Origin of the sequence: Pandoraea sp. ISTKB (assembly GCF_001721285.1) — a bacterium.
Lineage (GTDB): Bacteria > Pseudomonadota > Gammaproteobacteria > Burkholderiales > Burkholderiaceae > Pandoraea > Pandoraea capi.
The window spans coordinates 59,413-78,486 of record NZ_MAOS01000025.1; the positions used below are offsets into that span (position 1 = coordinate 59,413).

Consider the following 19,074-nt stretch of genomic DNA (forward strand, 5'->3'; position numbering starts at 1 on the left):
TTTACGCGGAGAAAAACCTTAGATCGTCGTTCGCTGCGCTTCGCCGCCTGCCGCGGTGAGATTCACACTGATCGAGCGCTCGACGAGCAGTCGTTCGAGCACATAGTCTTCCGCGCCGCTCTCGAGTGCGTGGGAACGAATCCCCTGCACCGGAATGATCGGCCCTTTTCGTTTGGCCAGATCGGACACGAACGACAACAGCTCGTCGCCGTCGCCTTCGAACAGCACGGCCTGAATGTCGTCTGCTTCCGATGCCTCCGATGCCACCGATGCCGGCGATGCACGCAACGTGGCATGCGCCGCAAGCGATTCCGGCAAGCTCGCCACCAGATGCTCGCCGGAAGCCCCCTCGAAGACGGCATGGTTGCCGGTCGCCAGCACAGCGGCGAACTGCGCCCGCGCGCCGGAAGCGGTTGCCGCCACACACAGCACGTTGCCGCGCGGGCTCAGTGTGTAGACGTTACGTTCGCCGGTCGGTCCGCGCAGCGTAGCGGTCGCGCCCGCCAGCGCATAAGGCAGATACTCGTCGGTACGCGCCGCCGTGCGCGGATCGCTCTGCCCGATAGCCCATTCGCGCAACGCGCTCAGCGCCGCCGCAGGCGTATCGAGCGACGCCGCTTCGTACACCACCAGCGTCTCGGCCAGCGACTTCGGCAAGCCCATCGGATAGCGCGAGAGCAACCGCTGCAAATACAGCGGGCCGCCGGCCTTGGGCCCCGTGCCGGACAGTCCCTCGCCGCCGAACGGCTGCACACCGGCCACGGCGCCCACGATGTTGCGGTTCACGTAGATGTTGCCCACGCGGGCGTGATTGACGACGTGCGCAATCGTCTCGTCGATTCTCGTCTGAATGCCCAGCGCCAGTCCGTAACCCGACGCGTGAATCTGATCGAGCAGCGCGTTCAGTGCGCTGCGCTCGAAGCGCATGAAATGCAGCACCGGTCCGAAGATTTCGCGCTTGAGTTCGGCAAGGTTGTCGATCTCGATTAGCGCCGGTGCCACATAGCTGCCTTGCGCGCAGCTTGTCGGCAATGGCACCTGCTCGACCTTGCGTCCCTTGTCGCGCAGTGCCGCGATGTGGGTCTCGATCACATGCTTCGACTCGTGATCGATGACCGGACCGACATCGGTCGAGAGACGATCGGGATTGCCCACGGCGAGTTCGCGCATGGCGCCCTTGAGCATGTCGAGTACCTGATCGGCGATGTCGTCCTGCACACACAGCACACGCAACGAGGCGCATCGCTGCCCGGCCGAATCGAACGCCGATTGCATGACGTCGGCAACGACCTGCGTCACCTGGGCCGACGAGTCGACGATCATCGCGTTCTGACCGCCCGCTTCGGCAATCAGCGGAATCGGTTTGCCGTCGACATCGAGCCGCTTCGACAGGCGGAGGTTGATCGTCCGGGCGACTTCCGTCGACCCGGTAAACATGACGGCGCGCGTTCGGGGCTCGGCGACGAGCGCGGCGCCGATCGTCGGGCCATCGCCCGGCAGCAGTTGTACTGCACCGGCCGGCACACCCGCTGCCCGAAGAATACGCACGGCTTGTGCCGCAATGATCGACGTTTGCTCCGCCGGTTTGGCAATGACGGTATTGCCGGCTGACAGCGCCGCCGATACCTGTCCGAGGAAGGTGGCGAGCGGAGAATTCCAAGGACTGATGCAGACCACCGGCCCCAGCGGGCGGTGCGTGTCGTTGGAAAACTCGCGCAGGATTTCGGCCGCGTAGTAGCGCAGGTAATCGACGGCTTCACACACCTCGGCGATGGCATTCGGCACGGACTTGCCGGCCTCGCGCACGATCAGTCCCAGCAGGTTGGGGGTCTGTGCTTCGAGCAACGCCGCCGCGCGCGTCAGGCACGCCGCACGCGCGTCGACAGGCGTCGCCTGCCAGATAGGCGCCGTCGCCAGAGCGTACTTCAGTGCCATCGACACGTGCTCGGGGGTGGCATCGACCACCTTGCCCACGACGTCCCGACGATCCGCCGGATTGCGCACCTCACGCTCGGCCTGACCGGCGGCAACCCCTTCGTCGCTCTGCAACATCGGGGCGGCGCGCCAGCGATCGTTAGTGCTGGCGAGCAAGGCGGCAGACAACGACGCCAGACGATGCTCATTGGAAAGATCGATGCCGGTCGAATTCACGCGCTCCGGCCCGTAGATATCGCGCGGTAGCGGAATCTTTTCGTTGGGCGCGCCCAGCGGGGCAATGTCCAGCGCTGCATTGACCGAATTGACGATGACGTCGTCGGCCGCTTCGTTGATGCCCGCGACCCGGTCGGCGAGCGACGCCTGCGAGCCATGCTCCATTTCGAGCAACCGTCGGACAAGGTGCGCCAGCAACGACTCGTGCGTTCCCACGGGCGCATAGATCCGGCAGGGCCGGTTCAACTTGCCCTCCCCGATCACGTCTTCGTAAAGCGCTTCGCCGGCGCCGTGAACGCACTGGAATTCGTAGGGTTCGGGGGTCGCCGCCTCACCGGCGAGATGGTAAAGCGTGGAGACGAGATAGGCGTTGTGCGTGGCGAACTGGGGATAGACGGCATCGGGCGCAGCGAGCAGCTTCTTGGCGCAGGCCAGATACGACATGTCGGAATAGATCTTGCGCGTGAAGACCGGATAGCCTTCGAGGCCTTCGACCTGCGCTCGCTTGATTTCCGCGTCCCAATAGGCCCCCTTGACCAGACGCACCATGATCCGCCGCCCGCTGCGGCGAGCCAGATCGACGAGGTAGTCGACCACGAAGGGGCTGCGCTTCTGATAGGCCTGCAAGGCGAACCCGATGCCGTCCCATCCCTGCAAATCCGGATCGAAGCACAGCGCTTCGAGCAAATCGAGAGAAATTTCGAGACGGTCGGACTCTTCGGCGTCGATGCTCAGGCCGATGTCGTAGTGGCGCGCCAGCACCGCAAGCGCACGCACGCGCGGCAGCAGCTCACGCTCGACGCGCTCGAACTGCGCGCGGCAGTACCGCGAATGCAACGCCGAGAGCTTGATCGAAATGCCCGGGCCGTCATAGACGCCCCGCCCGCCCGCCGCTTTGCCGATGGCGTGAATCGCCTGTTCATACGCGGCGTAATGGCGCAGGGCATCGGCTTCGGTCATGGCCGACTCGCCGAGCATGTCGTAGGTGTAACGGAAGCCGAGCGCTTCGTACTTCCCGCTGTTGGCGAGCGCTTCGGAAATGTTCTCGCCCGTCACGAACCGTTCGCCCATGAGCCGCATGGCCATGTCGACGCCCTTGCGAATCAGCGGATCGCCGCCCTTGCCGATCAACCGCGTGAGCGCCGATGACAGGCCGACTTCGCTGTTCGTGGGGACGAGCTTGCCGGTAATCATCAGGCCCCAGGTCGCCGCGTTCACGAAGATCGATCGCCCCTGCCCCAGATGCGACCACCAGTCGCCCTTGCTGATCTTGTCGCGAATCAGGGCGTCGCGAGTCGTGCGGTCCGGCACGCGCAACAGCGCCTCCGACAGACACATCAGCGCCACGCCTTCCTGACTCGACAACCCGAACGCCTTGAGCAAGCCGTCGATGTCGCTGCCCGGGTGTTTGATACGCATCGCCTGAATCAGTTGGCCCGCCAGCGCATCGACGTCTGCGCCCATGGCTTCGGGAAGCTTGGCCTGTCCGATCAGAAAGGGAACGCACTCCGGCTCGGGACGCCGGTAGGCAGACGTAATCGCGGCACGCAGCACCGACTGGGGCTGAACGTTCTGCGCGAATTCGAGAAAGGGATGCGGCACCGCGTCGTCGGCCGCCGCCCCGGACGCCTCGACGGCATCGGCGGACTCCGCACGTTCGAGCAACGACAGCTCGCCCGTCGGGGGAAGGCTCTCCACGTTTTCGAGGTAAGCCAGAATCGCTTGTTTGATGAGCCAGTGAGTGGTTCGGTCGAGTCGCGTTGCCGCATGTTTGATGCGCGAACGAAGCAGATCGTCGACTTTGACGCCAAGCGTGGTGCTAGCCATGATTCCAGAGGGTGATGGGCATGATCGATTTGTTGCTCAGCACTCACGAGCATCGACGTCCCGGGCACCAACGGAGCAACCTCGCGGCATTGTACGCCGCCGAGGGCTGCCGGCGCGGGCAAAATGCGCCCGCGCCCCGGCTGGAATACCGCTCAGTTCTTGTATTGCGTGAAGTTCTTCTTGTTCTTGCCGTGGATGTATTCGGACGCCGTCACGGCCGGATACTTGTCATGGCCTTCCGGAAACCCGAGGTCGGCCGGATCCACGACGGCGTCGGGGTCCGGATCGAAGAAAACGACCAGCGAGTGTCGTTCGTTACCCGAACGGTTGATCACGCGGTGCAGGTTGGAACTCAGCTTCTCGTTCGTCCAGCGATTGAGCAGATCGCCGATGTTGCACACGAGCGTTCCTTCGATCGGCGCCGCCTCGATCCACTCGCCGTCTTTCGTCAGCACTTGCAGCCCGCCGTTGAGATCCTGCAACAGGAGCGTCAGCACGCCGAAGTCGGTGTGCGGGGCCGAGCCGAAACGCTCTTCGGCTTCGTCCGACGCCGTGGAAACCGGGTAGTAGACAAGTTGACCGCGCGCCATCGGACTCGTGTAGCGCTTGGCGAAGAAGTCGTCCGGCATGCCCAGACCGACGGCAATCGCCGCCAGCAGACGATGACCGACCTTCATCGTGGCGTCGTAGTACGGCAGCAGATCCTGGCGCAGCTTGGGAAAGTCGGCGTCCGGCCAGACGTTGTCAGCGATCAGCGAGTCGGTCTCCTTCTGCTGCTCCAGACGCGCCGACCACTGCTCCGGCCCCCAAAAGAAGATTTCCTTCAGATCGTGCGTCTTGGAGCCCTCCAGACGTGCCACGCCGGTGGCCATCCAACCGCGCTGGCTCTTGTTCACCGGGCAATGCGCCTTGGTCTGCGACGGCAGCGAGAAGTACTCACGCATCGCCGCCGTTGCCCGGTTCGTCACGTCAGGCGCGATGCCATGCCCCTTCACGTAGAAGAAACCGATGCGCTGGGACGCCTCCATGATCTGGGTTGCAACCGTTGCAACCGCACTCTCGTCGCCGCTCACCAGCGCAGAAATGTCGATGACCGGGATATAGGATTCGTCGACTGCTTTTGCCGAATAGTACGCATCGGCCTTGTTATCGTTGCTCATCATCGCCTCAGGTATCACACCAGGTGGGAAAGGAAAGGTGCAACCTTTCGCCTTGAGAATTCGGGCTGAAAGCGTCGCAGATGCCCGAAATGCTGCCCAAACAAAATAAGAAGTGCAACCCGATGAGACACAGGGTTAACCTTTATTAGAAAAAGTTGCACTTTTATTTTGTCGGTCCAAGAATCCACATCGTCGAATGGATCACGAAGTGCAACCTTCGTTAAGCCAGCGAAGATCAACCCAACCAACAGACAGGGGTAAGTGATGAACAGACGCGAAATTCTGCGCCACTCGGTGGTTGCCGGTATCGGGGCCGCAGCCGCTGCTACGGTTGCAACGCCGGCGGCAGCGCAGGCGACGGCCGGGCAATCGACGTTCGATCGCGTGAAGCAATCCAAGGTGTTGCGCATTGCCGCGTTTGCGGGTGAAGAGCCGTACTTCCACAAGGACATCGTCTCGAACGTCTGGTCTGGCGCCTGCATCGACATGGCGAAGGACATCGCCTCGAACTTCGGCGCGAGTGTCGTGGAGGTCGAATCGACGTACGGCAACTCCGTGCTCGATCTGCAATCCGGCAAGGTCGATATCGCCTTCGCCCTGAACCCCACGCCGCAGCGCGCCTTGTCGATCGACTTCACCACACCGATCTTCGTCCACTCGTTCACCGTCATCGGCCGCAAGGGCGTAGCGAAAGTGGCGAAGTGGGAAGACATCAACAAGCCGAACATTCGCATCGCCGTGGATCTGGGCACGACCCACGAAACGATCGCCCGCCGCTACCTTCCGAAGTCGTCGATCCTCGGTTTCAAGAATCGCGATCTGGCCTTCCTCGCGCTGACCAGCGGGCGAGCCGACTACGTGGTCGTGCTGACCATGCTGGCGATCAATGCCCTCAAGAAGAATCCGCAACTGGGCGACCTGTCGATTCCGAAGCCCGAACTGACCATGCCGGTGAACATGGGCGTTCGCACCGAGCCGGACAAGCGCTGGCGCGACTTCCTCAGCACGTGGGCCGACTACAGCCGCACGCTCGGCACGACCCGCGAATGGCTGCTCGCCGCCCTCGCGAATGCCGGTATCAATCCGGGCAACATCCCACCCGAAGTGCATTTCTGAGTCGACGTCATGGGTTACAGCTGGGACTTCTCCATCATCTGGCAGTACCGCTCGCTCTTCGTGAGCGGCCTCTGGCTCACGCTGCTCTATACCGTGACGACCGTGGCCGCCGGACTGGCGATCGGACTGATTGCAGGATGCGCGCGCTCGTTTGCGCCCAAGGCACTGGCCGCGCCGTTTCGCCTTTACATCGAGATCTTTCGCTGCACGCCGCTGCTGGTGCAACTGATCTGGATGTATTACGCCCTGCCGGTGCTGACCGGCACGACGTTGTCGCCGCAAATGGCGTCCTTCCTGACGCTGAGTCTTTACACCGGCGCTTTCTATGCCGAGATCTTCCGTGGCGGTATCGCCGCCGTCGATCGCGGGCAATGGGAAGCCGGCAAGGCGACCGGGATGCTGCCGACGATGGTGTTCCGGCGAATCGTGTTGCCGCAGGCGGTGCGCCTGATGATTCCGTCGTTCATCAACCAGACGGTCATGCAGTTGAAGAACACGTCGCTCGTCTCGACGATCACCGTGGCGGATCTGGTGTATCAGGGCAGCGTCATCACGGCGGCCACCTATCGTCCGCTTGAGGTCTATACGGCGATTGCCGTGCTGTATCTGGTCGTTCTGTTTCCGATTACCAGCTTTGCCGAGTACGTGGAGCGTCGTGTGGGAGGTGCAAAAGCATGAAGATGGCTGCCGAGCAAATGATTGCCGTCAAGGGCATCGGGAAGACGTTTGGCGAACACGTCGTTCTGGAAGGCATCGATCTGGATGTCAAGAAGGGGCAGGTCGTCTCGCTGATCGGCCCCAGCGGATCGGGCAAGTCGACGTTGTTGCGCTGCCTGAATCTGCTTGAGATTCCGGACGCCGGCACACTCAACGTCGGGCCGCACGCGTTCGACTTCGGCCAGAAGATCGGTCGCGCCGGACATGTCGGCCAACGCGCCTCGGCCATGCTGCGACGCGATCTCGGCATGGTGTTTCAGCACTTCAACCTGTATCCGCACAAGACCGTGCTGGAGAACGTTACCGAAGGCCCCATCCACATCAAGAAGATGAAGCGTGCGGAGGCCAAGGATCTCGCCATGAGCCTGCTGTCTCGCGTGGGCCTCGCCGGCAAGGCCGATCAGTACCCCCATCGCCTGTCGGGCGGGCAACGTCAGCGGGTGGCCATCGCCCGCGCGCTCGCCATGGAGCCCAAAGCCATGCTGTTCGACGAAGCCACATCGGCACTCGACCCGGAACTCGTCGGTGAAGTGTTGCAGGTGATGGCCGGACTGGCGAAAGACGGCATGACCATGATTCTCGTCACCCACGAGATGGCGTTCGCCCGCGAAATCTCCGATCGCGTCTGTTTCATGGACGCCGGCAAGATCGCCGGCTCGGGCGCACCGGAAGAGATCTTCGGTCGACGTGACAATCCTCGCATCATGTCGTTCCTGGAGCGCTTCGCCTCGTAGCGTCGTAACCCCGACCCCCGTTTTTCCGAAATACCGGGTCAACATCAACGTTAAGCACGCAAATTAATTAGGATTGCAAATGAAAAAGCATGTGATCGCATCAACCTTGGCGTTGATGTCGGGGGCGGTGTTTGCGCAAAGTTCTCAAGGGTCGGTCTCGATCTACGGGGAGATCGACGCGGGGGTCTCGTACATCAACAATGCAGGCGGCGCGTCGACGACGCGTGCCCGCAGCGGCGCATGGGACGGTTCGCGCTGGGGCTTTCTCGGCAACGAGGATCTCGGCGGCGGTTATCAGGCGATCTTCCGGCTGGAAAACGGTTTCGACGCCATGACGGGTAATCTCGGCCAGAACGGCCGTGAGTTCGGGCGTCAGGCGTATGTGGGGGTCGGCACGCCCTACGGGGTGATCACCTTCGGTCGTCAGTACGATCCGATCGTGGACAATCTGGGCACGATTCTCGCCAACGGGCGTGGCTCGTCGCCGATGTTCGATCTGGACAATACCGGCAACGATTACGCGACCAACAACTCGGTCAAGTTCAAGAGTCTGAACTACAAGGGGTTGTCGTTCTCGACGATGTACGCGTTCGGGGGCGTGGCCGGGCAGATGGGCACGAACAGCGCCTGGGGTGCGGGCGTGAACTACAGCAACGGCCCGCTGTCCGCCGGTGCGGCGTACACGTCGGTACACAATCCGTATGCCGTCTGGTACAACAGCACCGGTGCGAGCAGCATCGCCACCTACGGCGCTTATCTGCCGTCGGCCAACGCCCTGAACATTGCCGCCGTCGGCGCAGCCTACGCGTTCGGTCAACTCACGGTGCGCGGCGGCATGACCCATTCGGTGCTGACACAGGCCGCTGCGGGCAACAACGTCCAGTTCAATACCTACGTGCTGCAGGGCGACTACATGCTGCGCCCCGACATTCGCCTGTCGGCGGCCGTCGACCTGACGAACGCCGGTATCGGTGGCACCGGCAAGCGACCGAAGTATCGCCAGTACAACCTCGTTGCCGATTACATCCTGTCCAAGCGCACCGACGTTTATGTGTGGCTGATTTACGGGACGGCAGCGGGCAGCGACGTTGCCCAGATCGGGCAGTTGCCGGCGTCGTCCACGAACCGGCAACTCAACACGCACATTGGTATTCGTCATCGCTTCTGATCGTTCAGACGGCTGACAACGTATCGACGGTCGGCGGGCGGCGCGAGGGGTAGCTTCGCGCACGCTCGCGCGGCCGTTTGAGAGAGACTTGGTAAATGTCCGACAACACCCTTCCGATCGCCGTGCTCGGCGGCGGCATCATCGGTCTTTGCACCGCAGTGAACCTGCTCCGGGACGGTCATCGCGTGCTCGTGATCGACCGCGGCGACGCACAGGCCGCTGCGTCTTACGGCAACGCCGGCTGCCTGAACGGTTCGTCGATCGTGCCGAATTCGTCGCCCGACGTCATGCGTCGCGTGCCTCGCTGGCTGTTCGATAGTGAAGGCCCTTTGGTGTTACGCGCCGGATACCTGCCGTTCATGCTGCCGTGGCTGCTGCGCTTTGCGGCGTCCGGTCGGCGCGAGGCCATCGAAAAACAGGCAGTGGCGTTGCGCGCGTTGCTCGGCAGCAGTCTCGACGAGACACTCGCGCTTGCGCGTGAGACCGGGTTGTCGCCGCTCATCCGCCCGGTTGGACACACGGTGGCTTATACGACCTCCGAGGGGTTTCGCGCCGACGGCGTTGCCATGTCGCTTCGCGAGCGCAACGGGGTGCATGTCGAGGTGCTCGACCGGCACGCGCTGAGAGCACGCGATCCGCATCTGTCCGACCAGTTCGTTGCCGGACGATACATTGCCGAGACCGGACATGTCGGTGATCCTGGCGCGTTTCTGGCGGGACTCCGGCATCACATCACGTCACAGGGCGGACGGTTCGTCGACACGGAGATCAAAACGCTCGAGACCGACGGTTCGGCCGTGACATCAGTCGTGACGGCGTCGGGCGCCATGCCGGTCAAATGCGTTGTCATCGCGCTGGGCGCCTGGTCGAAGACCCTCGCGCAGAGGCTGGGTGACAAGGTATTGCTCGACACCGAGCGCGGATACCACATCGAGGTCCCCGAAGCGCCTGTTGCACCGAGCACGCCAACGCTGTGGTCGGAAGCGAAGATGTTCGTCACACCGATGGACGGGCGTGTCCGGTGTGCGGGAACGGTGGAGTTTGCCGGGCTGGCGCGAGGGCCGGACTGGCGTCGTTGCGATTTGCTCGCTCGACAACTCGGACGCATGTACCCCGGCATCGGCGCGCATCTGCAACATCGCCCTGTCGCACCGGAGCGGCGCTGGCTCGGCTTCCGGCCGAGCACGCCTGACTCGCTGCCGGTTCTGGGACGCGCGAGTCGCATGGCGAACGCCTACTATGCTTTCGGGCATGGCCATGTCGGATTGACGGCGGGGGCCGCCAGCGGACGGATCGTCGCGGATCTGGTCGCAGGTCGCACGACGTCCATCGACCTCGAACCGTTTTCCATCGCACGCTTCGCATAGCGTCGTGCCTCACCCCTTCACAGGAAAATCAGTCATATGACGACGAATCTCAGGAAGCCGCTCCGCATTGGTATTGCGGGGTTAGGCGGTGTCGGGCAGGAGATTGCAAAGCGATTGCTCCGTCGCGACATTCCCGACGCCGAACTCGCTGGCGTGTATGCCCGCGACAAAGCACGGGCGACGCAAACGCTCGCGGCGCTTGGCGGCGAAGGCGTTGCGGTGACGGGGTTGGACGAACTGGTCGAGCGCTGCGACATCGTCTGCGAATGCGCGACGGCGGATGCCTTCCCCGAGATCGCCAAAGCCACGCTGCTCGCTGGCAAGACGATCGTTGCGGTGAGCGTTGCCGCCCTGCCCAACAATCTGGAACTGCTGGATCTGGCGAAGACGCATGGCGGTCGTATTCGTGTGGCCAGTGGTGGATTGCCGGGGCTAGATGCGGTGCGCGCGATGAAGGAAGGGTGCATCCATTCGATCAAGCTGACCACGACCTTCCGTCCGGAATCGCTGGCGAAGGAGCCGTACGTACGAGAGAAAGGCTTCGACTTCACGCAACCGCCGGCGTCACCGGTTCTGGTGTTTCAGGGCAATGCCCGGGAAGCGGGGGCTGCGTTCCCCCGTCACTTCAACGTGGGCATCACGTTGAGTCTGGCCGGCGTGGGGTTCGACGCCACCGAGATCGAAGTCTGGGTCGATCCTAACGTGCGCGGTGCAGTCCAACACATCGAAGTGCGCGCAGACGACGCCGACCTGACACTCGAGAGCCGCAACATCCCGTCGGACAATCCACGCACCTCACGCATCGTCGCGCCGAGCATCATGGCGACGCTGCGCTCGTATGTCGATCATCTTTATGTGGGGTCTTGAGTCAGAATGGGTCGTTGGCGGACTGTGCGCGGACTGACACTCTCCATGCCGCAATAAGCGCACCGAACGAAATTAGCGCTGCGGCAAGGAACGTCGCCTGCTCCCCGCCGGATATCGCCTCAAGCGGCGACGCAAGAAATTGCCCGAGAAAGATCGCCATCGACAAATGGGCGAGATTGCGTCCCCGCGAGCGCTCGTCGCTCTGCTCGACCGTCATGTGATTGACCAGCGGAACGGAAAGCCCAAAGCCAACGCCAAGCAGCACCGCGCCTGCAATGTCCATGTAGAAGCCGTTCGCCAGCGCGAAGCACAGATGCGCGACTTCATAGCTGGCGAACGCGATCATCATCGTTTTCGCCTCACCGCGTGCGCGCACCAATTTCGGCATGCCGGAAGCCACAGCGGCGGCCACCAGAGAGACGAACGCCAGAAAATATCCGATTTGCGCTTCCGACAGGCCCGGCGAATGCGGTCCCGTGCCGGATAGATGAGACGGCAGCGCGATGATGGCCGAGAAGAAGACCACCATGGAACACAATGCCGCGAGCAGTACAGGCCGCAAAGACGGCCCTGTCGGCTCGGCCGCAGACGGCACTTCGGCTTCCCTGGCGTGTTCCACAGACGGCACGGTAGTGAGGATGAGCAACAGGAAAACCAACGCCATCCCGTAGAGCGCGAAGGGGGCTTGCCATCCCAATTTGGTTAACACACCGCCGATCGCGAGGAAGACGACACCACCGAGTTCGATCGCCGTACCTTGACGCGCAATCATCGCGATTCGCGCCGTCCCGCGATAGAAGTCGGATATCAACGCAGTACCGCCGGCCATCACCAGAGCCGTCACGCCGCCCAACAAGATACGGCTGCTGAACACCAGCCATGCGCCGCGAAGCAGAACGGTGCCGGCGCCGAGAACGGCGTAGAGAATCAACCCGATACAGAGCGCCTTACGCGCTCCATGCCGATCGATGAATCGTCCGGCTAGTGGCCCGAAAATAACGACGCCCAGAGAGGGCAACGTGATGAGCCAGCCGGCCGCCTCGCCGACGCCGAGCGCCCGGGCGATGGACGGCAAGCCGGGCACGATCGCACAGCCGACCATGATGGTGAGCATGGAGACGGAAAGCAGAGAAAGCGCTCCCCACGGACTCAGCGCAGGCGGGATACCGGGGGAACGGTCAGTCGACGAATTCATATGAGTCAATTTCAATACCGAAGTCTCGTTATTGTATTATTAGACTTCGGTATTGGAAAAGACACCTCACCATGACTGTCTCGCATTCACCACGTCGGGCTGGACGGCCCCGAAACGAAGACACCTCAGCAGCCGTATTGGCGGTCGTGCGGCGGTTGGTCAAGGAGAAGGGCTTCGACGGCGTATCGGTCAATCTGGTCGCGTCGGAAGCCAACGTCGCCAAACAGACGCTCTATCGTCGTTGGCCGAGCAAAGCGGAACTCGTGTTGGATGCCTATCTGGAAAGCGCGGGTCAATTCGACACGAGCGCTTACGAAGGGCTTGTCCCCACGCTGACAAAATTTTTGGCGGGTGTGTTTCGACATTTGGAGGCGGACGGCGCTGCCATCCGGAACCTGATCGCTGCGGCCCAATCGGACAGCGAGTTCCTGACGCGATTCAACGATCGATTCGTCGTCCCTCGTGCGGAGCGCGTGAAAAACCTATTGGCGCAGGCCGTCGAAGCCGAGGAACTTCCGGCCGAGACGAATCTGGACGTTGCGACCGATATGATTCACGGTGCGTTCTGGTACCGGCTCCTGACGGGGCAGCCGCTTAACCGGCGTTACGCCGAATCGCTGGCCGCGCAGATCGGCATGCTGGCGGGCGCCGAGGAATGACTGGCGGGTGAATGTTCGTGTTTATTGCCGTGAGCCTGAGCGAGTGAGTCTCCCGGGTGAAGGAATCGAATCACTCGCACCTTGGTCGGTTCAACTCAGTGCCATGGATCGGTACCGTCTTCGATGAAGCCGGGATTCCACGCATTCAACAGATCCGTCACCTCTTGTTTTTGCGCTTCGGAAAACACGTCTCTGATGTCAAACCACACTCGGTTGACGATTTCGGGGCCGGAGGGATAGCCCCCGTTGATAAATGAGCCGATTGTTTTCAGTCCGAGAACACGAAGCGTCGAAGAGATGTCGCGAAGCTTCGGCGTCAGCACAAATTCGTAGATGTCTTCACGAAACACGTTGCTGTATTTGCCCCGCACCGTCTCCATGCGCTCGGCAAACTTAGGCAGCGTGAAAGCATAGTCTTCCTGTGCGTCGCGCTTGAGCTCATTTGTCCAGCAACACACCAGGTCATCTCGGTCCGCCTGAGACAGCACGCGTGCTGAGTTTGAATCGTCGTAGACGGATCTGGGTTTGATGACCGTGTCGTCACAATGAAGCCCGTGGCATGTTGATACGTTCGCGCCCCTCTCGAGATTCGCCGCGATTTCCGACGATTCAGTCGTCGTATCGACTTCATTGACTGAGGCAGGCGCTACATTCGCTGTAGTACAAAGCGGCGTGATAGGCATGGTGACTCTCCATCGACAGGTGGGAGTGACCAGTCTGTTACTTATCGTGCACCAACACTTTCGAAGCGCTACGCGAGGTTTTGGAGTTCGTGCGTGATTATTTTGGTGGATGCAGACGAGTCGATACCCCTCGATTTCCACGCAATAGGTAAACGCACAAAGGGCTTCCCGATAGGGAAGCCCTTTGTTTTGTCTTTGGCGGAGAGAGGGGGATTCGAACCCCCGATAGGCTATTAACCTATACACGCTTTCCAGGCGTGCGACTTAAACCGCTCATCCATCTCTCCTGAATGGTCGCGCATTATAGCAGGTCGGCGACAACATCTCACCCATTTCGTGGCGACTCGGGCAAAAATCCTTTCGGTGCCCCGTCTCATGGGCGTCGGAGATGGTCCACCAGATGTCGGTCACGCTCGCTCGGACGGGCACCCAGCAAGCTGAAGGCAATCGCCACCGCGAACCCGACCGGGACACCGAACGCCCCCGCCGAGATGGGGTCTACGCCCCACCAGCGGGAACCCGCGAAGCCCGTCAGGCGGGTGAAGAACGGGTACGTCGTCATGATGTAGTACACGCACACCAACAAGCCGCTCACCATCCCTGCCGTCGCACCCAGTCGCGTCGTCCGCTTCCAGAACACCCCCAGCACCAGCGCCGGGAACAGGCACGATGCCGCCAGCGAAAACGCCGCCCCTACCAGAAACAATATGTTCCCCAGCTTCAACGACGTCACATACGACGCAAACATCGCCACGCATAACAACAAGATCTTCGACGTCGTCACCCGCTTCTGACTCGACGCATTCCTGTCCACCATGTGGAAGTAGACGTCGTGCGACAACGCGTTCGCAATCGTCAACAACAATCCGTCCGCCGTCGACAACACCGCCGCCAACGCGCCCGCCGCCACCAGTCCTGAGATCACGTACGGCAAGCCTGCGATCTCCGGCCCCGCCAGCACCAACATGTCCGGCTGCATCCAGATCTCGCCCCACTGCACCACGCCATCCCGATAAACGTCGGAGATGTCCAACTGCACCGGCGTCGCGTGACGCCACTGCGTCACCCATCCCGGCAGGTTCTCGTATCGCGCACCTACCAGATGCAGCAGCACGTCGTACTTCAACATCACCGCCAACGCCGGCGCACTCACATACAGCAACGCGACGAAGAACAGCGTCCATCCCACTGAACTCCGCGCGCCCTGCACCGTCGCCGTCGTGCCATATCGTGTCAGGATGTGCGGCAAACTCGCCGTCCCGATCATCAGGCACACCATCAGCAACAGGAAATTCAGCCGCTGCGAACTGCGGGTCGTATCGTCACGCGCCGGGAACGGCTCCGTCATCGCGCGCGGCGGCTCACTGCGCTCCACGTACTGATTGCGCATCTCCAGCCACTGGTTCTGCGCCTCGCCCACGTCGCGCGGGAACGCCTCCAGCCTCGTCTCCAGCACCTTCACGTCGCGCAACGGCCCATTGCGACGCTTCGTGTCCAGCAACTGCCGCTCTAGCTCCGCTCGCTCGGTATAGAACGTGTCCGGCAACCCGTCGAGCCGACGCTGCATCTGCTCCGCCTGCTCCCGGTAGTAATCGCGCACTTCCTGCTCAGGCACCGAATTCTTTAGCTGCTTCTCCAGCACCTCGACCTTCGCCAGCGCCTCACCGTAGGTGAATTGCGGGAACCAGCCGTTGCCCGTCTGATGGCCGATCATCGCCGTGGGCACCAGAAATGCGGTGATCATGATGATGTACTGCGCGACCTGCGTCCAAGTCACCGCCCGCATCCCGCCCAAAAACGAGCACACGAGAATGCCCGCCAGCCCGAAGAAAATCCCGATCGTGAATTCGACGCCGATGAAGCGCGACGCAATCAACCCCACACCCTGAATCTGTGCGACGAGATACACAAACGAACACAGAATCGTCGAGAAGACGCCCAACGCACGCACGAGATTGCTGTCGTATCGCGTGCCGAGAAAGTCCGGCACCGTGTATCGCCCCATCTTGCGCAGATACGGCGCGAGCAGGAACGCCACCAGACAGTAGCCGCCGGTCCATCCCATGACGTAGGCGAGGCCGTCGTATCCCGACACGTAAAGCGAGCCCGCAAGACCCATGAACGACGCCGCGCTCATCCAGTCCGCCGCGCACGCCATGCCGTTGAACATCGGCGGCACACGCCGTCCTGCAACGTAGTACTCGGTGGCGTCGGATGTCCGCGAAATCAGACCGATCACCGCGTATACGGCAATCGTCACGAAAAGGAACGCATAGCCGATCCACACGCCCGGGCCATTGACCTTTTCGAGCAGGCCGATCATCAACACGAACGCGAGAAAACCCGCCGTGTAATACAGGTAGTAGCGCAGCAACCTGCGCGTGAAACTCATCGGTAGATGTGCGCCGACTCGGCGCGAGAAGACGCACTTCGTGAAGTGGCGGGCGCCATTGCGCTCTCCAGCGTGTCGTCAGTGAGGCCGAGGCTGTCGCGACGCGCGTCGCGCAACGCATGCAGCGCCTTGCGATAGCGTGCATCGTTGAGCCGCTGGAACAACGCGTAGACAACGATCAGCCCGATGTCGACGAGAATGGAACCCTGCGCGCCCATGTAGAACGGCAACGGCCATCCGGCAAATCGCATCGCAGCCCATTCGCGCGCCCAGAACTGCGGCACGAACGTCACCACGAAACCGATCCCCATCAGCACGGCCACCAACCACAAGGTACGGCGCCAGTGACGCGCAGCAATCGCCGCGGCCTGACCATGCCAGTCGATATCGGGAGAAAGATCCGTCGGCGTCGCCCCATTGGGGGCACCGACATGACTGCCTGTGGCATCAGGGGATAAAGGAGACATAGGGGACACGCCACGCTGCCCCGAAGACGCCGGCGTCGACGCGATGTCGTGATGATCGCCCGAGGCGAAGGGTGAGGTGACGGCGTCGCCACCTCGCACCACAAACGATGTCGACGAAACGCCCGCTGCGCCACCGGACATGCCGTCCGGCGACGTCCCGCCGTCGTCAGCGGAGCCCGGCGCGCCGGGCCGCGAGCGTTGCGTCATTGCAGGCCGCTTGGGTGTGCAAACCCGCGCTTACTGCGCCTGCTTGAGCTGATCCAGAATGGCCGGGTTCTCAAGCGTCGACGTGTCCTGCGTGATCTCTTCGCCCTTGGCGATCACACGCAGCAAACGACGCATGATCTTGCCCGAACGCGTCTTCGGCAGGTTGTCCCCGAAACGGATGTCCTTCGGCTTGGCGATCGGACCGATCTCCTTGCCCACCCAGTTCCGCAGTTCGAGCGCGAGCTGCTTGGCCTCGTCACCCGTCGGACGCGAACGCTTGAGCACCACGAACGCCACGATGGCCTCGCCCGTCGTGTCGTCCGGACGCCCCACCACCGCAGCTTCCGCCACGATCGGGTTCGCCACCAGCGCCGACTCGATTTCCATCGTGCCCATGCGGTGTCCCGAGACGTTCAGCACATCGTCGATACGGCCCATGATGGTGAAGTAACCGGTCTTCGCATCGCGAATCGACCCGTCACCCGCCAGATAGATCTTGCCGCCCAGTTCCGACGGGAAGTAGCTCGTCTTGTAACGCTCCGGATCGCCCCAGATCGTACGGATCATCGACGGCCACGGACGCTTGATCACCAGCATCCCGCCCTGCCCGTTCGGCACATCCTGGCCCGTTTCGTCGACGATGGCCACCGCCACGCCCGGCAGACCCAGCGTGCACGACCCCGGCACCAGCGGCGTGGCACCCGGCAACGGCGTGATCACGTGACCACCCGTCTCCGTCTGCCACCACGTATCGACGATGGGGCAACGGCCGCCGCCAACGTTTTCGTAGTACCACATCCACGCTTCCGGATTGATCGGCTCACCGACCGACCCGAGAATGCGCAGCGACGACAGGTCGTACTTCTTGGGATGCACTTCCGGCGTCTGCTCCGCAGCCTTGATCAGCGAACGAATTGCCGTCGGCGCGGTGTAGAACACGGTCACCTTGTGACGCCCGATCATCTCCCAGAAACGCCCGGCGTTCGGATAGGTCGGCACACCTTCGAACACCACTTGCGTGGCGCCCACCGCCAGCGGACCGTAGGCGATGTACGTATGGCCCGTGATCCAGCCGATGTCGGCCGTGCACCAGAAAACGTCGTCCGGCTTGATGTCGAAGGTCCACTGCATGGTGAGCGATGCCCACAGCAGATAGCCGCCCGTGCTGTGCTGCACGCCCTTCGGCTTGCCCGTCGAACCCGAGGTGTAGAGGATGAAGAGCGGATGCTCGGCGCCCACCCATTCCGGCTCGCAATGATCCGACTGACCGGCGACAAGGTCTTGCAGCACTTCGTCGCGACCGGCCTGCATCGTCACATTGCCGCCCGTGCGACGGTAGACGATCACCGACTTCACATGCTCACAACCGCCCATCGCGAGCGCTTCGTCGACGATGGCTTTCAGCGGCAACGCCTTGCCGCCACGCATTTGCTCGTCTGCCGTGACGATCGCGACTGCGCCCGCGTCGATCACGCGCTCGTTGAGCGACTTGGCCGAGAAACCGCCGAACACGACCGAATGGGTCGCGCCGATGCGGGCGCACGCCTGCATCGCGACCACGCCTTCGATCGACATCGGCATGTAGATCACCACACGATCGCCCTTCTTCACCCCCTTGGCCTTGAGCGCGTTCGCAAAGCGGTTCACGCGCGCCAGCAGGTCACGGTAGGTGACAGGGGTCACCGTGCCGTCGTCGGCTTCGAAAAGGATGGCGGTTTTGTCGCCCAGGCCCGCTTCGATCTGGCGGTCCAGGCAGTTGTAGGAAGCGTTGATCTGACCGTCTTCGAACCACGTATAGAACGGGGCATTGGTCTCGTCGAGGACTTTGGTGAACGGCTTGTGCCAGGCCAGATTCTCGCGCGCCTGACGCGCCCAGAATCCCTCGTAATCCTTCTCGGCCTCGGCGCACAGCGCCTCATAGGCTGGCATGCCGGAAATGTTCGCTTTGGCGACCAGCGCCTGCGGCGGCGCGAAAACGCGCTGTTCCTGCAATACCGATTCAATTGCTGCCATGAGTTGTCCCCTCTTATGGATATGCAAATACGATTGCAATCAAGCCAAAACAAATCGCTAACGTCACATTAAGACGAGCGACTTACTAACGCCTTACACTGGTGCATTCGACTCCCGTTCCTTGCGTGCGGGACTCACGCAGATCGCGTTGTCGCATTGCAGCAAACTGTGGCGTATTCGCTACAATCCTACGCTCATCACCCCCGTCCCGCCACCCCGGAATCGCCCGGAGCGCCCGTGAATTCGACATCTACGCCGCCATCGAGCCGTGACAACGTGACGACGACAAGCGCCGCCACGACGCATCCCAACCGGGTCGACGGCCTCTTTGCCCGCTTTCCGAGTTTCGCC

Annotated in this window: 14 protein-coding genes and 1 tRNA gene; 7 read left to right on the forward strand and 8 right to left on the reverse strand. The window is 62.2% G+C overall.

The window, feature by feature from the left end:
* Positions 1 to 18: 18 nt before the first annotated feature.
* Positions 19 to 3,978 carry a trifunctional transcriptional regulator/proline dehydrogenase/L-glutamate gamma-semialdehyde dehydrogenase gene (gene putA / locus A9762_RS07375; RefSeq protein WP_069341386.1) on the reverse strand — a complete coding sequence of 1,320 codons (3,960 nt, stop codon included), beginning with the start codon at positions 3,976 to 3,978 and terminating at the stop codon, positions 19 to 21.
* Positions 3,979 to 4,130: 152 nt separating this feature from the next.
* On the reverse strand, positions 4,131 to 5,138 hold the full coding sequence (locus A9762_RS07380; RefSeq protein ID WP_069341387.1) for an isopenicillin N synthase family oxygenase: 1,008 nt from the start codon (positions 5,136 to 5,138) through the stop codon (positions 4,131 to 4,133).
* Between the two features lie 264 nt (positions 5,139 to 5,402).
* Between A9762_RS07380 and A9762_RS07385 the strand changes: the two genes are divergently transcribed.
* The 6 genes from A9762_RS07385 to A9762_RS07410 all read left to right on the forward strand — a co-directional run bounded on the left by A9762_RS07385 (position 5,403) and on the right by A9762_RS07410 (position 11,107).
* On the forward strand, positions 5,403 to 6,254 hold the full coding sequence (locus A9762_RS07385; RefSeq protein ID WP_069341388.1) for a transporter substrate-binding domain-containing protein: 852 nt from the start codon (positions 5,403 to 5,405) through the stop codon (positions 6,252 to 6,254).
* A gap of 9 nt (positions 6,255 to 6,263) precedes the next feature.
* On the forward strand, positions 6,264 to 6,932 hold the full coding sequence (locus A9762_RS07390; RefSeq protein ID WP_069341389.1) for an amino acid ABC transporter permease: 669 nt from the start codon (positions 6,264 to 6,266) through the stop codon (positions 6,930 to 6,932).
* On the forward strand, positions 6,929 to 7,705 hold the full coding sequence (locus A9762_RS07395) for an amino acid ABC transporter ATP-binding protein (protein WP_069341390.1): 777 nt from the start codon (positions 6,929 to 6,931) through the stop codon (positions 7,703 to 7,705). The genes A9762_RS07390 and A9762_RS07395 overlap by 4 nt, the downstream gene beginning before the upstream one ends.
* A 79-nt stretch (positions 7,706 to 7,784) precedes the next feature.
* On the forward strand, positions 7,785 to 8,873 hold the full coding sequence (locus A9762_RS07400) for a porin (protein ID WP_069341391.1): 1,089 nt from the start codon (positions 7,785 to 7,787) through the stop codon (positions 8,871 to 8,873).
* A 95-nt stretch (positions 8,874 to 8,968) separates the two neighbouring features.
* Positions 8,969 to 10,240, forward strand: coding sequence for an FAD-binding oxidoreductase (locus A9762_RS07405; protein WP_069341392.1), 1,272 nt, complete (start codon positions 8,969 to 8,971; stop codon positions 10,238 to 10,240).
* A gap of 36 nt (positions 10,241 to 10,276) precedes the next feature.
* The gene (locus A9762_RS07410) at positions 10,277 to 11,107 is read left to right on the forward strand and encodes an aspartate dehydrogenase domain-containing protein (protein WP_069341393.1); all 831 of its coding nucleotides are present in this window, start codon (positions 10,277 to 10,279) and stop codon (positions 11,105 to 11,107) included.
* A gap of 1 nt (position 11,108) precedes the next feature.
* Here the strand turns inward: A9762_RS07410 and A9762_RS07415 are convergent, their stop codons facing one another.
* Positions 11,109 to 12,302: an MFS transporter gene (locus tag A9762_RS07415; protein ID WP_083253717.1), complete on the reverse strand. Its 1,194-nt coding sequence runs from the start codon at positions 12,300 to 12,302 to the stop codon at positions 11,109 to 11,111.
* 71 nt (positions 12,303 to 12,373) lie between these two features.
* On the opposite strand from A9762_RS07415, the gene A9762_RS07420 reads away from it, so the two are divergent.
* A complete protein-coding gene (locus A9762_RS07420) occupies positions 12,374 to 12,961 on the forward strand; it encodes a TetR/AcrR family transcriptional regulator (RefSeq protein ID WP_069341395.1) in 588 nt (195 codons plus the stop codon).
* Positions 12,962 to 13,056: 95 nt separating this feature from the next.
* Here A9762_RS07420 and A9762_RS28465 read toward each other — a convergent pair whose 3' ends face one another.
* From A9762_RS28465 to acs, 5 genes are all read right to left on the reverse strand, one after another.
* On the reverse strand, positions 13,057 to 13,644 hold the full coding sequence (locus A9762_RS28465) for a hypothetical protein (protein WP_139133130.1): 588 nt from the start codon (positions 13,642 to 13,644) through the stop codon (positions 13,057 to 13,059).
* Between the two features lie 196 nt (positions 13,645 to 13,840).
* Positions 13,841 to 13,931 (reverse strand) — tRNA-Ser (locus A9762_RS07430).
* A gap of 86 nt (positions 13,932 to 14,017) precedes the next feature.
* Positions 14,018 to 16,036, reverse strand: a complete 2,019-nt coding sequence (locus A9762_RS07435; protein WP_069341397.1) for a sodium:solute symporter family protein — start codon at positions 16,034 to 16,036, stop codon at positions 14,018 to 14,020.
* On the reverse strand, positions 16,033 to 16,710 hold the full coding sequence (locus A9762_RS07440; RefSeq protein WP_069341398.1) for a DUF4212 domain-containing protein: 678 nt from the start codon (positions 16,708 to 16,710) through the stop codon (positions 16,033 to 16,035). The genes A9762_RS07435 and A9762_RS07440 overlap by 4 nt, the downstream gene beginning before the upstream one ends.
* 30 nt (positions 16,711 to 16,740) lie before the next feature.
* On the reverse strand, positions 16,741 to 18,723 hold the full coding sequence (gene acs, locus A9762_RS07445; protein ID WP_069341399.1) for an acetate--CoA ligase: 1,983 nt from the start codon (positions 18,721 to 18,723) through the stop codon (positions 16,741 to 16,743).
* Between the last annotated feature and the right edge of the window lie 351 nt (positions 18,724 to 19,074).